We start from the raw sequence: 15106 nt of genomic DNA, 5'->3' as shown, positions 1-15106 counted from the left end.
TGGGTTCTCCCGGTTTTGGCCAGATCAGAAGTCGATTTTAAATGGCGTGCCGTGGCAAACGCAATCAGTCGTCGCCGTGGTCCACACCATCGTTCAACCGTATACGCATTTCCTTGCCGGTTTTGAAGAAGGGCACGAACTTTTCGTCCACTTCCACCTTTTGACCGGTTCGCGGATTGCGGCCGACGCGAGCGGGGCGGTTCTTGACGGAAAACGCGCCGAAGCCGCGCAACTCCACCCGGTCGCCGCGCATGAGCGCTTCGGTAACCTCATCCAAGATGGCGTTGACGATGTTCTCAACGTCCCGCTGATAGAGATGCGGATTTTGTTCGGCGATATGCTGAACCAGCTCAGATTTGATCATGAAGTGCCCCCTCGCTTACGGATTATTGTCTGCCGCGTCAGAAGCCTGCCAAACGGATACGAGCCCGTCAAGCGTAAGCCCTCGTGGAATCAGCCCCTTAGCTTCACTAACCGGCTCCAGAAGGGCCGATCCGATGCCTTTTCCGAACTCTCGCGAGACCCGGGAGGAAAACGGCAGCTCTTCCAGATTTTCGTTGGCGCTCCAGGTGACGACTGGAAGATCTTTCGGAACGCCCTTCTCGCTTACTAGCCAGTCGATTGCGACATCTTCGCCGCCAATGGCATCGATCAGCTTTTCCGTCTGGGCATCGTGGCCCGTCAGAATGCGGCCGTCTGCAAGTTCCTTGGCCCTGGGCATGTCGAGAGATCGCCGCTCGGCGACCAGTGAAACGAACCAGTCGTAGGAATTGTCGACGAGCTTTTGCAGCATGGCGCGTGCCTCGGGGCTCGTCTGGGAATAGAAGTCGGGCTCGGCCTTCAGCGGAGCACTCTTGACCGCATCCATTTCCACGCCGACCGTTTCCATCAGTTTGCTGATATTGCCGAACTGGAACAGCACGCCGATGGAGCCGGTGATGGAATTGTATCTCGCGACGATGTGATCGGAGGCAAGGGCGATCATGTAGCCCGCGGAGGTTCCGATGGTGCGGATTTCGGCGACCACCGGCTTCTTTTCGGAAAGCTTGCGCAGCGCTTCATACAGCGCTTCGCCGCCGGTTGTGCTGCCACCTGGAGAGTTGATGGAGATCACCACGCCCTTGACCGCATCGGACTTGCCGATCTTCTCGATCATCTGCAGGGTCTTGCGGCTTTCGAGGATGACGCCTTCGATCGGGATGCGTGCGATATGCGCCGTCCGCTTGGACAATTCCGAAGCCCCGGAGACGTAGATAAGCCCCCCGATCAGTGCCGCGGCGATGACGACAAAAGTCGCGATCCGCCAGAAGGTCACTTTGCGTCTGAGGCGCCGTCTGTCTACCAGCGCGTCAACATCTACCGACATGAATACGATGTCCCCGACAAGAGCTTATGAAAACCAATAACATACATAGGGTGACCGTTGTAAGAAATGCAATCGGCTTCTCTAAGTTTCACATCAGATTGCGGCGGTTTCTGGCAAGCCGGCGCAGTTTCGTGTGTTCATAAGGCTTAATCGCCCAGAGGTTGAGGTCCGGTACGGCCATGGAAGGCGGTCAGGGAAGAGCGGATCCGGCGCAGGTTTTCGCTTGTGGTGGCGGCCCGGACTTGCGCGACCGTCATGGCGATGGCGTCGACAATCACCAGGTGTGCGTATCGCGAGGCGGTGGGCTTGAAGATGTCCGGGTCCTCGGGAAGATCGACCAGGATGGGGATCTTGGAAATCATTGCAAGGCGGGAGCCTTTCGGTGCGATCGCGATCGTGGTGGCCCCATAGCCGCCGGCAATTTCGGCCGCACTGACCAGTTCATCCGCTTCGCCGCTGGCGGAGACACACAGCAGAACGTCTTCAGGCCCGAGCGTCGCCGCGCGCATCTGCAGGAGATAGCTGTCGTGCAGGGCGACGGACGGGATGCCAAGGCGGAAAAAGCGGCTTGCCGCTTCACCGGCCACCATCGTCGACCCACCGCCGATCCCGGCGGTGAGAAGCTGCCGGCATTTGGCGATCTTTTCGACGGCCCGCTCGATAACGGCCGGATCGACCTGCTGCCGCATGACATTGGCGGTCGCATAAAGCGCGCCCAGAACGCGGTCGATCGCCGTTTCGCTGGCAACCTGCTCGGTGGTCGATGGCGCGGAAATATACTGCAGGCTGACGGCCAGGTTTTGCGCCAGACGCAGCTTGAATTCCCGGAAACCGTCACAGCCGAGTGTCCTGCAAAAGCGAACGACGGTCGGTGTGCTGACGCCACAGGCTTTTGCCAGTTCGGCGATCGTCATGTCCGAAATCGCGGACAGATGCTTTTGCACGTAGTCCGCAACCTTTTGTTCCCGCGCCGGAAACTGGCCGGCGTGATCGCGGAGTGCGGAAATGAGATCGATAGCGGCATGGCCGTTTGTATTGTCGCCGGTCGGGGTTCGGATCTTTGCCTGCACACATGTCTCCCTGGTTGCGGGATTTGTAATTTGATTACACAAAATCGTCAATCAGCGCCTGATCATAGCCTCATTTACGCGAGAAATGTAATTTAAAAACAAAATACGCTTGACGAAACGCAGTTTCTGCTCTGAAAATGTAATTAAGGTACATTTCGGTGGAGGGATTATGCGCGAGTGGGCTGCCAGAACCAGTGCCAGGCTGAATACGGGCGTCGAGGCTGTAATAGCCTTGCTGATGGCACTGCTTGTGCTTGATGTCTGGCTTGGCGTGGTTGATCGCTACTTCTTTCATTGGCAGTTGCCCTGGCCGGAGATCCTGGCGCGCTACCTGATGATCTGGGCAGCCATGCTGGCCGTCTCATCCGGCATCGCCAGACGGGACCATATCGGACTGACGGCTGCCATCATGCGCGTGCCGGTGTCGTTGCGCCGCATTGTGCTGATGGCGATTGATCTCTGCGTCCTGGCGCTGTTTCTCTACGTGCTGTGGTACGGGCTCGGTTTCGCGCAAAGCGGCGCCAAGCGGCAGGCCATGATCTTCGGTATCAGTCTGCAGCCGTTCTATGCGGCAATCCCGGCTGCCGCAGCCCTTGCCTCGATCCAGACCGTTCTGGCGATGATCCGGGACAACGGCACCCATCTCGACAATCCCCCGTTTGCGGAGGCCGCAGCATGATCGTTGCCGCTGTCTTCATCGGATTTGTCCTGCTCGGCATGCCTATCGGCTTTGCCATTGGCGCGGCCGGCGTCATCGGCCTCATTCATATGGGCGGTGACCAGTTCCTGGCCATCGGGCCGAGCCGTATCTTCAACGGGTTGAACATCTTCCCCTTTCTGGCGATGCCGTTCTTCATTCTGGCCGGCGAAATCATGAACCAGACGGGTATCACCGACCGGCTGGTGAAGCTGGCCCAGGTGCTGGTCGGCCATTTCCGGGGTGGGCTGGCCCACACAAATATGCTCGCCTCCGTGTTCTTTGCGGGGCTAACGGGTTCGGCAACGGCGGATGCGGCGGCCTTCGGGCGCACATTGGTGCCCGCCATGGTCAAGGAAGGCTACAAGCGCGATTACGCGTGCGCCGTAACGGCGGCCGGTTCGATCATCGGACCGACCATCCCGCCGTCCGGTCTGATGGTTGTCTACGGCTCGCTCATGGGCGTTTCCATTGGTGGGTTGTTCGCCGCAGGCATTCTGCCGGGTCTCGTCATCTGTGGTGTCTGCATGGCCGTCATTACCCTTGGTGCGGCCCGCAACAGCCTGCCCAAGGCGGAGCGCCGGGCCAACCTGAAGGAAATCTGGCAGGTCTTCGTTTCCTCAATTACCGCACTGCTGATGCCGGTGATCATTCTGGGAGGTATTCTCGGCGGTGTCGTCACGCCGACGGAAGCTGCTTCCATTGCAGTCGCCTATGCACTCTTCATCGGTGCATTCGTCTACCGCACGCTGACCTTGCCCGCGCTTTACCAGATGCTCGTGCGCACAGCGCGCATCACCGGCGTGATCTTCGTCATCATCGCCTTTGCCGGCATCCTCGGCTGGTGGATGAGCTTTGAAAAAATCCCCCAGATGCTGGCCGAGACCATCCTGGGTCTGGCCGACAACCGCTATGCGGTCATCGCCATCATCATCGGACTTCTGCTGATCGTCGGCATGGTCATGGATATCACCGCCATCCTGATCATCCTGGCACCGGTTCTTGTTCCGCTCACCGCTCAGGTGGGTCTGGAGCCGATCCATGCGGGGATCATCTTCGTTCTGGCACTCAACATCTCGTTGATGACGCCGCCTGTCGGCGCGTGCCTGTTCGTTCTCTCATCGGTCACCGGTGAGAAACTGGAACGGATTGCCATCAAGCTGGGGCCGTTCCTGGTCGCAGAGGTGGCTGTGCTGTTCCTGTTCGCCTTCTGGGAAAGCGCGGCGATGATGCTGCCGCGTGCTCTCGGGTTTGCCCAATAACAAAAAAACAACCTGACAGAGGAATGGAGAAAATCATGAAGAAGTTCGCAAAGGGACTGGCGGTCGGGCTGACCGCTGCGCTTATGGCCGGCAGCGCGCTGGCAGATGGAAAGGTGTTGAAGTTTGGACACGACAACAAGACCGATCCGTTCGAAAATCCGGCTCATGCCTGCACCGCGGTGTTCTCCAACATCGTCAACGCAGACACCAACGGTGCCGTCGAAGTGGAGGTCTTCGGTTCCAACCAGCTCGGTTCGGCTGCCGAGCATGTGCAGCATGTGCGCGACGGCATCATCCAGGCAACACTGACGTCCACCGGCGCGCTGGCTAGCTACTACCCACGCATCGACGTTTTGAACCTGCCGTTCGCCTTCGCCGACAACGCCGCCACCTACGCGGTTTTCGACGGTGATTTCGGCAAGGCTCTGGCTGCCGACATCGAGGAAGCCCTTGGAGATGTTGTGGTGCTCGGTTTCCCGGACACGGGCGGGTTCTTCGCTGTTACCAATTCCAAGCATCCGATCGCGTCGCTCGACGATTTTGACGGCATCCGCATCCGCACCATGACGCTGCCGTCTCACCAGACCATCATTCAGGCACTTGGCGCGCAGGCCTATCCGTTATCCTGGGGCGAGGTCTATTCCGGCCTGCAGACCGGCGTCATCGACGGTCAGATGAACCCGGTGCCGATCATTTCCTTCGCGAACTTCTCCGAGGTTCAGAAGTACATGACGCTGACCAACCACCTGTTCTCGCCCTACACGTTCATGGTCAATCGGGACTTCTTCGAAGGATTGAGCGAAGAGCAGCAGAAGACCCTGCGCTATGCCGCGGAAAGCTGCGTAACCGCCAGCCGTGGCCTGTCGCGCATCATCGAAGCCTCCGACAGGGGATTGGCGGGCCTGATGGACAAGATGGAAGTGACCGCTCTCACCGCCGACCAGCGCGCGTCCATGGCAGCAGCGGCCCAGCCGGCTTTCGAAACGCACGTGGCTGAAAACCTCGACCCGAAAGCCAACGAACTGCTTGGCCTGTTCAAGACCGAGGTCCAGAAAGCCAACGACAGCGTCTATATGGACTGAAGCATGGTCTGACATTTTCGCGCGCCGGCTTGCAGCGCCGGTGCGTGAAAAAAGAAGCCCCGCGGCGAACCGCGGGGCTTTTGTCTTTTCAGCGTTCAGACCTCATCAGCGAGCCGAAATCGGCTTCTGACTTTACCACCGCCAGCCAAACCGGAACCGGTGGGCCTCAGTTGATCCCTGTCAGCTGGATCTCGAACGTCAGCACCTTGCCGGCCAACGGGTGGTTGGCGTCCAGAATGACTTCGTTTTCAGAAATCTCGATCACGGTCACGGTCATCATCTGGCCGTTCTCTGTCTGCGCCTGCAGCTGCATGCCGACTTCCAGCGGGATGTTGGCCGGAATGTTGGTCCGCGGAACAGCCTGGCGTGCGGCCGGATTGTGGGGACCGTAGGCGCTGTCGGGTTCGATGCGGACCGTCTTCTCGTCGCCAACCTTCATGCCGGGAATGGCCTGGTCGAGACCCGGAATGATCTGGCCGGATCCAACGGTGAATTCCAGCGGGTCGCGTCCTTCGGAGCTGTCGAAGACGGAGCCGTCGTCCAGCGTGCCCTTATAATGAAGACGAACCGTGTCGCCGCTTTTGGCTTCGGTCATGGAGCGTTTCGCAATTCTGTCTGTTGGGTGAGTTTTGAGGCCGCGTTTGGTTGGCGGGTGCTCGTCGTGAAACCAAGCCTAAAGGACGGGCAGCAAAAGTAAAGTCTGCCGGATCGTCAGCTTCTGGATAGTTTCGCGGACAAATCATGACTGAAATGGTGCAGCCCCGGCGCCGATCGTTTCAAACGATGGCCCCGGTGCCGTGGTTCTACTTCGTCGGATGGCGATTGCGCCGCTATTTCTTGCCGAAATTCGCACCTAGCCGCATCTGGATATAGTCATGCGCCGTCATCGGCTCATACTTGCCTTCCGGCCCTGCAAGCACCGTATCCATGTTGGCCTGGGCGAAATAGGCCATCGAGTAGCGAGGGCCGAGATATTCCTGCGGCTTGGGCATGCGCACCCGGTGAAGGTTTGACAGAAGCTTGTCGTCCGACCAGCGCATCAGCATGTCGCCGATGTTGCAGGTGATAACGCCTTCCAGCGGGGGTACGTCGGTCCAGGCAATCGCCCGGCCCTGGCTGTCCTTGCCCGGGCAAAGCTGTAGCCCGCCCTGGCCTGCCTTCTGGTGCAGCAGTGTCAGGCAGTCGAAGTCGGTGTGGGCTCCGGCGCGCCAGAACTTGAAGTCCTCTGGCTTGGCATCTTCCATGCCCAGATAATGGATCAGCCGGAGGGTCGACTGGTATTCCGGTGTCAGCGGGTCGTGCCCGTCGGTGAAGAAGTCCGGCGGAAACTGCAGCTTGTCGGCGAAGCAGGACAGAACCTTCATCGCCAGCGCCCAGTTGTGCCGCTCGAATGCCAGCATGGTCGCCTTGAAGCCGGACAGTTCTTCGCCGGTCGGCCAGAGACCTGTCATGCGCGGCAGGGTGATCTGGTAGCTTTCCTTCTGGTCGGCAGTACCGGTTGAAGGGCGGACCTGCGCCTTGAACTCCCAGCCTGCATTGGTTCCGGGCCGAAGCGGATATTGTTCTTTCGTCTCGGCCGGCAGATCGAAGAAGCCGGCCGACAGTCGAAAAGCCTCGTCGATCAGTTCCTGCGGGATGCCGTGGTTGCTCAGCTGGAAAAAGCCGATGTCCGTCGCCGCGGCCCACAGATCCTCGGTGATTTCTGCCTTGCGCGAAAAGAAGTCCGACATGTCGACCTGGGGAATTGACCGGTCGACCGTCTCACCGACGCCGCCGAAGCCTTTTTCCTTTTCCAGTTCAACGAGACCATAAGATGCAGAGGTGCTCATATTTCCGTTCTCCTTGAGAAAGAGGTCCGGGAGCAATGACCCGTGCTCATGGGCACTGACAGCTTCTACTCCACATAAGAATGTGCCTGCCCGATGCAGGCGATTTGCCATCAGGCCTGGGCGGCGCGGACCCGGTGAGGCGCCGTCATTTCCTTTCTGCGTTCGATCAGTTGCCGGGTAACACGCCTTGCGTCCGAACCGAGCCCTGCCAGGTCCAGTCCGGGGATGGAACCGTCCTGGACGATCTGCTGCCCGCCGACAAAGCTGTGGCGCAGGCTTGCGGCACCCGTCAGCACGGGAGCAAGGGCCGGATCGTGAAGACCCATGTTGCGAGGGGCGGAAATGTCGAAAACGGCAATGTCGGCGATCATGCCGGGACGCAGCACGCCGATCTCCTCAAAGCCGAGCACCTTGGCGCCGCCTTCGGTTGCCCAGTTGAGCAAGCTTTCGGCTTGCAATGCCTGCACGCCCTTTGTCGCTCGGTGCAGTGCGAAGGCACTGTAGAGGGCAGCGCCCATGTCGGCGGCCTCGTTCGCACCCGCGCCATCTACCGCCAGCGAAACTCTGCCGCCGAGGTCGTGCAGGGCGTCAGCTGGAGCAATGCCTGAGCCAAGCCTTGCATTTGCTTGCGGACAGTGCGCCATCCCGGTTCCGGTTTCTGCGAGCATGCGCACCTCGTCCCGGTCGCATTCCACCAGATGGGCAAACCAGACATCCGGCCCGAGCCACTGCTGCTCGGCAAGCCAATCAACCGGTCGCTTGCCGTATTTCGCCAGGGTGAAGTCGACGTAGGTCCGATTTTCCGAAAGATGCGAATGAAGGCGCAGGCCCTTGCCGCGGGCAAAGCGGGCGACGTCGGCAAGCTCACCCGCATCGACATTGAACGTCGGCGTGGTCGGTGCGACGGCAACCCGCCTGCTGGAACCTGGGGAGGGGTCATGCCAGCGGTTTGCAGTCCGCTCGATGCTGGCCAGAAATTTGTCCAGTGGCTCGCTTGGTGACGGTGGCAGGCTCGGATCGGGAAAAGATCGGCCTTTCGTTCCACCACCCCGGGCCAGGACGAAACGGATGCTAAGCGCTTCCGCCTCTTCAAAAAGCACGTCCGCCGGATCGTAGTCATAGTGGTCGGAATAGACGTAGTGATGATCGCAGACCGTTGTCGTTCCGGTGAGAAGCAGTTCTGCCAGTCCGATCCTGGCCGATACGCGAAGGGTTTCCTCGTCGATCAGCGGCCAGTAGCTGTAGGGAACGTTCATGAGCCAGTCGTCTAGTGGCGCATTCATGCCTTCCGGTACGGCCTTCAGGACAGACTGGAATAGATGGTGATGGGTGTTGACCAGACCCGGTGTGACCACGCATCCACTTGCATCGACAATCCGTTCGCCTTGCCTGGGCTGCAGGTGGCCGATTTCCGCAATCCTGCCGTCGTGAACGCGGATTGCACCACTGAGGCGCGCTCCCTCCCGGGTTCCGGTGAGGCCGTAGTCAATGTTGTTGATCAGGAAGCTCGTCATTTCTGTCCCTTCGGCAGTGACCAGGGAAAGAAGATCCGCTGCGCGAGGCTGACCAACTGGAACAGGACAAGAGACATCACGACGAGGATGACAAGCCCGGCCCAGGCCTGGGGCAGTTTGAACATCGACGTGGAGAACTGGATGAAGTAGCCGATGCCTTTTTCGGCGGCGACGAATTCGGAAACGACAGCGCCGATGACCGAAAGCGTGATCGAAATCTTCATGCCCGAGAAGATGTAAGGCGTCGCATAGGGCAAGCGGATTTGCGTGATCTCCCGGAAGGACGGCGCGCGCAGCGACCTGGACAATTCGATCAGTTCCGGCGGCGTGGCGGCCAGACCCGTCGTCATGGAAACGACCAGCGGAAAGAAGGAGATCATGAAGGTGATCACGACGCGTGGAGCATCACCGGTGCCCAGCACCACGATGATGATCGGGGCAACGGCGACCACAGGAACGGACTGGATGACCACGAGCAAGGGATAGAATGCTCCCGAAAGCAGACGCGACTTTGCCAGGCCGACGGCAATCGGAAGCGAGATGACAAACGAAACGGCATAGCCGATGAGGGCGACCCGAAGTGTTGCCCAGATATGCTCCATCCAGCGTCCGGCTGTAACGCTCTCAAATCCGCCCAAAATGCTTGAAGGGGCGGGCAACACGAATGAGGGAACGGAAAACAGCCGTGTCCCGGCCTCCCAGACAATCAGGATCAGGAGGAAGGTGATCAGGGGAAGTACGACAGGCATCCGGAGCAATTTTTCGGAAACCGGCAACGGCCGTTCCAGACGCTCGGGCTTTGGGGTGGTCTTCGCCGCGGCAGTGTCCTGTGTTTCGCTGACAGTCATCAGGCGGCCTCCTTTCTGATCAGCAGCGCGCGGAGTTCGGCCGAGAAATCCTGCATCTCCGGCGTTCTCAGCGCGCTTTCGTCTCTCGGACGGGCGGTCGGCACCTGCAGGTCCGCGATGATGCGGCCGGGGCGCTCGCTGAGCACAAGGATCCTGTCGGCCAGCAGCGCGGCTTCCGGGATCGAATGGGTGATGAAAAGGACTGTCTTCGGACTTGCTTGCCACAACCGAAGAAGTTCAAAGCCCATGGCATCGCGGGTCAGTGCATCAAGCGCTGAAAACGGTTCATCCATCAGAAGAATGTCCGGATTGAGAAACAGAGCCCGGGCAATGCCGACCCGTTGCTGCATGCCGCCGGAAAGTTCTGACGGCAGCCGCTTTTCAAATCCTTTCAGGCCGACGGTCTCGATGATGGTGCGGGCCTGTTCGCGGTCCTCCGTCGTCACCCGTCCGTATTTGTGGCGAACCGGAAAGACGACGTTGTCCTCTACGTTCGCCCAGGGAAGCAATGTCGGTTTCTGGAAGACGATGCCGACATCGTCCCTCGGCATCGTCACCTCTTTGCCGAAGACACTCACCGTTCCCTTTGAAGGTTTCATCAGTCCGGCGGTCAGCCTCAGCAAGGTCGATTTTCCGCATCCGGATGGACCGAGCACTGCTACAAACTCATGCTGCGCAATGGTGACGGTGACCCCGTCCAGGGCGGTGACGGATCCCGAGCCGGTCAGAAATGTCTGACCGACCGAGGAAAAGCTGATCGCGTTGTTGGTGAGTGCCACTTGAGGGTTACTCCGCTGCCGGCAGGAACGAGCGGTTGACAGCGTCTTCAGGTTTCAGGGATGCCGGGTCCAGATCCTGCGCCGCTGCAACGCGGGTCCATGTCGCCGCCAGCCTGTCGGCATCGATTGTGCCGAGCGGGAATTTTTCGGTGACATCGTTGAACGCGAGCTTGGACGCATCCAGCCAGGATCCCTTGACGTCTTCCGCCGAAAGTTCCGGCACTTGTGCGGAAACAGCTGCGGCTGCCTTGTCCGGGTTTTCATAGGCAAATTCGAGGGACTTCTTGAAGGCCGCAACGAAGCGCTTGGCGACGTCCGGGCGCTCCTCCAGGAACGTGTCGCCCGCGACAAGCGATGCGGAATAAAGCTCAAGACCTGCGTCAGCCCAGGGCAGCACGACCAGTTCCTTGCCGGCCTCCGCCGCCTGGCCGGAATAGCGGGAGACATCGGTCAGCCAGGCGATGATCGCGTCCGACTGGCCGGTCATCAGCAGCGGCCCCAACGCGCCAGGGTCGGATTTGGTCAGGGTGATATCTTCTTCCGACAATCCGTTGTCGGCCAGAACCAGCGGCAGGAACACGTTGGAGGAGGTGAAAGGCGAAGTCGCGATCTTCTTGCCTTTGACATCCTTGATCGAGGCGATGCCGCTGTCCTTGGTGGTGTAGAAGGCGTGCGGTCCCATGTTGAAGATGGTCATGACGGCGGTCACCGGCACGCCTTCGGTCGCCTTGGCTGCCATCAGGGCGCCCATGCCCGCGGAACCGATGTCCGATGCCCCCGTGGCGATCTTTGTGATGGCCTCGGAAGACCCGCGCCCCGGTTCGATCTTGATCTCGAGACCGGCTTCTTCGCAGAAGCCTTCCTGAATGCAGACATAGATCGGCGCCTTGTCACCGCCGGGCAACCAGTCGAGCTGATAGGTCACGAGATCGGCCGCAGCCGCCGGAAACGACCCAACCATTGCCGCCATGGCAACAACCAACGACTTACCGTCAAACATGCGCATCGGCACACCCTTTCGCTGTACTTTCTCTGGAAGGTTTTCGAGTGGCGGGAGCGTTTTGTTGTCTTCGGCCGGCATTCTCATCTCCTGGTCTTGGATGCGGGCGCGTTCGTGCCGGGCATCGTCGATCAACTGAAAGATGAGCAATGTCGGAACCGTTGGGCTCCACCGCTTCTACTCGACCTCTACGGGAAACCGGTGCGCGATTTTTGTCAAGAAAGCCTCAAGATGAAACCGCGAGAATAGTGATCAAGAGGCCAATATTTCAGCAGTTGCCTTTTAAATTGCCAGTCTTTTGATGTGTTTCTGTTCAACGTGACTGACTGTTTGCAAAGTCTTGCGGGGTGAGCGTGTTCATGCTCCCTTCAGGGGGAAGAAATCAAAGGAGCCTTGCGTGACTGATACTCATGACGACAAAGATATCGCGCTGTTGCGCCGGGCATTCGAAATCGCGCGGCAGGCGCGGGAAACGGGCGATCATCCATTTGGCTGCCTGCTGGCAGGTCCGGACGGTGAGGTTCTGATGGAACAGGGTAACGGTTATTCCGCCGAAGGGCAGGACATGACCGCCCACGCCGAAAGGCTGCTGGCGACACGGGCAAGCAAGCGCTGGCGCCCGGATTTTCTGGAAAGCTGCACCATGTACACGTCGGCAGAGCCGTGCGCCATGTGCTCCGGTGCTGTCTACTGGGCGGGCATTGGTCGGGTCGTCTTTGGCCAGACCGAAAAGTCCCTGAAGGAACAGACCGGCGATCACGAGGAAAATCCGACACTCGATCTGCCCTGCAGGACGGTGTTTGCGGCGGGGCAACGCAAGGTGGAGGTTGTCGGTCCGCTTCTGGAAGAGGAAGCGGCCGGCCTGCAGGCGGATTTCTGGGCAGGGAAATAGTCACCGCTTGTTGCGGGCTTGATGCCGAACCTTCGCAGGCCAGTCAGTCTTTTTCCGCGGCCTTGGAACCGGAACGCAGTGGCGCGCGGCTGAGGTCGTTGACCGCCTCTGTTGCCTTTTGCAAGAGCCGCATGAAATCGTCAGCCTCTTGGCGGTCGAGCCCACTGAGCATCACCTGTTGCGCCTTTTCCACCGCAGGGCCAAGCCGCGACAGCGCATCGGTTCCGGCGTCTGTCATGTGAAGCACCTTTGCGCGCCTGTCCTTTTCGCTCACGGCGCGTGACAGGAAGCCCTTCTGCACCAGCCGGTCGACAACGCCGGCTATCGTGGTCCGGTCATAGGCAATCAGGCCTGCCAGCGTTATCTGGTCGATGCCCGGGTTTTCCGCCACCCGGACCAGCGCCGCGAATTGCACCGGCGTCATGTCGAATCCGACGGCATCCACTTCCGTATGAAACACCGCCACTGCGATCTGCTGCAAACGGCGGATCAGGTGTCCGGGCATCTGTTCAAGGTTTCGCATCGCCGCCTCCAGGGAGTTCAAAAAAGGAAGTATGCTGATTATATTTGACAGCATGCTGATAATCAGTATGCTTTCTAATTAATCCGTTGTCGATGTTTGTTTGGACATCACGGCGGAATTGTCAAACGCGAAAGACCCGCAATGCGGCAAGGAAGTCCGGGCTTGAACACCGGCAGCTTTCGCGTGGCCCCATCATGCTGGCGCCGGCCTCTCCCAAGAAGGAGGGCCGGTTGCCAAACTGCCGGAATGTGGCGGAGGAGACGGTTTCATGCAATTTCATCTCGACGGCTTCAAGACCGGTGATCCGGTCATTCATGAACCTAATGCCGACGCCACTGCCCTGGCCAACACAGACAGCCTGCCGGAAGAAGTCGATGTCCTCATTGTCGGTTGCGGTCCCGCGGGCCTGACGCTTGCCGCTCAACTTGCGGCTTTCCCGGATATCCGAACCCGTATCGTGGAGCAGAAAGCCGGCCCCTTGCAGCTTGGCCAGGCGGATGGTGTCGCCTGCCGGACAATGGAAATGTTCGAGGCGTTCGGCTTTGCCGAGCGACTGGAAAAGGAAGCTTACTGGGTCAACGAGACCACTTTCTGGAAACCGGCCCCGGCGTCTCCGGACACGATCGCCCGCAGCGGCAGGGTTCAGGATGTCGAGGACGGCCTGTCCGAGTTTCCGCATGTCATTTTGAACCAGGCGCGCGTTCACGACTTTTATCTCGAGATCATGCGCAATTCGCCAAACAGGTTGGAGCCCAACTACTCCCGCCGGCTGGTCGATCTGGATATGGCGGCCGAAGCAGGGCGGGAGTGGCCAGTTACGGTTCAGCTGGAACGCATGGACCCCGGACACCAAGGTGAAACGGAAACGGTACGCGCAAGATACGTGGTCGGTTGCGACGGCGCCCGCAGTTCCGTGCGCAGGGCGCTGGGCCGCGAGTTGAAGGGCGACAGTGCCAATCAGGCCTGGGGCGTGATGGACGTTCTTGCCGTGACGGACTTCCCGGATATTCGCTTCAAGGCGTTGGTGCAGTCGGCCAGTGAAGGCAGCATCCTGATCATTCCGCGTGAAGGCGGATATCTGGTCCGCATCTATGTCGAACTCGACAAGCTGCGGCCGGACGAACGGGTCGCGAACCGGAACATTACGGTCGATCATCTGATCGCCGCAGCCGGACGCATCCTTCATCCCTATTCGCTCGACGTGAAGGAAGTCGCCTGGTGGTCGGTCTACGAAATCGGTCAGCGGCTTTGCGACAAGTTCGATGATGTTCCGGCAGGAGGCGCTCCAGGTCGCTTGCCTAACGTTTTTATTGCGGGCGATGCCTGCCACACGCACAGCCCGAAGGCAGGGCAGGGCATGAACGTCTCCATGCAGGACACGTTCAATCTTGGCTGGAAACTCGCCCACGTACTGAAGGGACTGAGCGAACCGCAGCTGCTTGCCAGCTATTCGGCCGAACGCCAGGCGATTGCGCAGAACCTGATCGATTTCGACCGGGAATGGGCAAAGCTTGTCAGCGCGCCGGTGAGATCGGAAAGCAATCCCGATGGCGTCGAACCGGCTGAAGTTCAGAAATACTTTGTGCAGCATGGCCGTTATACCGCCGGCACGGCCTCGCGCTATCTCCCGTCCCTGTTGACGGGGGACGGCGCGCATCAGCAATTGGCGGAAGGTTTCCAGATCGGCATGCGGTTTCATTCCGCCCCTGTCGTTCGTCTTGCCGACGCCAAGCCGGTACAGCTGGGCCATGTCGTAAAGGCGGACGGTCGCTGGCGGATCTTCGCCTTTGCCGATAAAGGCGACCCGGCAGCGGAAACGTCGGCCATCCGTCGTCTTTGCAACTTTCTGCAAGACGATCAGGGCTCACCGGTTTTGCGTCATACGGCGGCGGGTGAAGATATCGATGCGGTTATCGATCTTCGCGCAGTCTTCCAGCAAAACCATCGCGATCTGGCCCTTGGGCGCATGCCGTCACTGCTGCTACCGGCAAAAGGCCGCTACGGGTTGAGGGACTATGAAAAGATGTTCTGCCCGGATCTCAAAAGCGGCAACGACATTTTCGAAATGCGTGGCATTGACCGGGATAAAGGCTGTTTGGTCATCGTCCGGCCGGATCAATACGTCGCCCAGGTATTGCCGCTGGATGCCCATGAAGCATTGTCGGGCTATTTCCAGGGCATTCTGAAAGAGCGGCGCTAAGTCTGCGTTTCTCAGCACAGGCGTAACGCGCCAGGCCGGTTTGA

At 59.5% G+C, this 15106-nt stretch carries 15 protein-coding genes; 5 read left to right on the top strand and 10 right to left on the bottom strand.

Features of this window, described 5'->3' with window-relative positions; all coding sequences use genetic code 11:
* Positions 1-64: 64 nt before the first annotated feature.
* From ihfB to HCG46_RS13315, 3 genes are all read right to left on the bottom strand, one after another.
* On the bottom strand, positions 65-364 hold the full coding sequence (gene ihfB, locus HCG46_RS13325) for an integration host factor subunit beta (protein ID WP_006940254.1): 300 nt from the start codon (positions 362-364) through the stop codon (positions 65-67).
* Between the two features lie 15 nt (positions 365-379).
* Complete coding sequence (gene sppA, locus HCG46_RS13320) at positions 380-1366, bottom strand: signal peptide peptidase SppA (protein WP_062490767.1); 987 nt, start codon at positions 1364-1366, stop codon at positions 380-382.
* Between the two features lie 146 nt (positions 1367-1512).
* On the bottom strand, positions 1513-2436 hold the full coding sequence (locus HCG46_RS13315) for a MurR/RpiR family transcriptional regulator (RefSeq protein ID WP_055657235.1): 924 nt from the start codon (positions 2434-2436) through the stop codon (positions 1513-1515).
* A 169-nt stretch (positions 2437-2605) separates the two neighbouring features.
* On the opposite strand from HCG46_RS13315, the gene HCG46_RS13310 reads away from it, so the two are divergent.
* From HCG46_RS13310 to HCG46_RS13300, 3 genes are read left to right on the top strand one after another with little or no spacing between them, the layout of a single operon-like run.
* Positions 2606-3115, top strand: a complete 510-nt coding sequence (locus HCG46_RS13310; RefSeq protein ID WP_022998963.1) for a TRAP transporter small permease subunit — start codon at positions 2606-2608, stop codon at positions 3113-3115.
* Positions 3112-4395, top strand: a complete 1284-nt coding sequence (locus HCG46_RS13305; protein WP_022998962.1) for a TRAP transporter large permease — start codon at positions 3112-3114, stop codon at positions 4393-4395. The genes HCG46_RS13310 and HCG46_RS13305 overlap by 4 nt, the downstream gene beginning before the upstream one ends.
* 35 nt (positions 4396-4430) lie before the next feature.
* Positions 4431-5477 (top strand): DctP family TRAP transporter solute-binding subunit, encoded by a 1047-nt coding sequence (locus HCG46_RS13300; protein ID WP_031268661.1) that lies wholly within the window; start codon positions 4431-4433, stop codon positions 5475-5477.
* Positions 5478-5643: 166 nt separating this feature from the next.
* Here HCG46_RS13300 and HCG46_RS13295 read toward each other — a convergent pair whose 3' ends face one another.
* The 6 genes from HCG46_RS13295 to HCG46_RS13270 form a co-directional block, all read right to left on the bottom strand.
* Complete coding sequence (locus HCG46_RS13295; protein ID WP_022998960.1) at positions 5644-6072, bottom strand: peptidylprolyl isomerase; 429 nt, start codon at positions 6070-6072, stop codon at positions 5644-5646.
* A gap of 235 nt (positions 6073-6307) precedes the next feature.
* Positions 6308-7306, bottom strand: coding sequence for an isopenicillin N synthase family oxygenase (locus HCG46_RS13290; protein WP_168686492.1), 999 nt, complete (start codon positions 7304-7306; stop codon positions 6308-6310).
* A 110-nt stretch (positions 7307-7416) separates the two neighbouring features.
* Complete coding sequence (locus HCG46_RS13285; RefSeq protein WP_168686491.1) at positions 7417-8820, bottom strand: amidohydrolase family protein; 1404 nt, start codon at positions 8818-8820, stop codon at positions 7417-7419.
* Complete coding sequence (locus HCG46_RS13280) at positions 8817-9668, bottom strand: ABC transporter permease (protein ID WP_205838487.1); 852 nt, start codon at positions 9666-9668, stop codon at positions 8817-8819. The genes HCG46_RS13285 and HCG46_RS13280 overlap by 4 nt, the downstream gene beginning before the upstream one ends.
* Entirely contained in the window at positions 9668-10447 is a 780-nt protein-coding gene (locus HCG46_RS13275; RefSeq protein ID WP_168686490.1) for an ABC transporter ATP-binding protein, read from the bottom strand. Before HCG46_RS13275 ends, HCG46_RS13280 begins: the two co-directional genes overlap by 1 nt.
* A 7-nt stretch (positions 10448-10454) precedes the next feature.
* Positions 10455-11417, bottom strand: a complete 963-nt coding sequence (locus HCG46_RS13270; RefSeq protein WP_286185384.1) for an ABC transporter substrate-binding protein — start codon at positions 11415-11417, stop codon at positions 10455-10457.
* Positions 11418-11844: 427 nt separating this feature from the next.
* Between HCG46_RS13270 and HCG46_RS13265 the strand changes: the two genes are divergently transcribed.
* Positions 11845-12339 carry a nucleoside deaminase gene (locus HCG46_RS13265; RefSeq protein WP_022998954.1) on the top strand — a complete coding sequence of 165 codons (495 nt, stop codon included), beginning with the start codon at positions 11845-11847 and terminating at the stop codon, positions 12337-12339.
* Between the two features lie 43 nt (positions 12340-12382).
* Here HCG46_RS13265 and HCG46_RS13260 read toward each other — a convergent pair whose 3' ends face one another.
* A complete protein-coding gene (locus HCG46_RS13260) occupies positions 12383-12862 on the bottom strand; it encodes a MarR family transcriptional regulator (protein WP_023014439.1) in 480 nt (159 codons plus the stop codon).
* 268 nt (positions 12863-13130) lie between these two features.
* Here HCG46_RS13260 and HCG46_RS13255 point away from each other — a divergent pair, with 268 nt between their 5' ends.
* On the top strand, positions 13131-15062 hold the full coding sequence (locus HCG46_RS13255) for an FAD-binding monooxygenase (RefSeq protein WP_168686489.1): 1932 nt from the start codon (positions 13131-13133) through the stop codon (positions 15060-15062).
* The last annotated feature ends 44 nt before the right edge of the window (positions 15063-15106 follow it).

Source organism: Labrenzia sp. PO1, assembly GCF_012273635.1.
Taxonomy (GTDB): domain Bacteria; phylum Pseudomonadota; class Alphaproteobacteria; order Rhizobiales; family Stappiaceae; genus Roseibium; species Roseibium algicola.
Note: the sequence above shows the minus strand (reverse complement) of the source record. Positions and strands in the feature narration are given on the sequence as shown.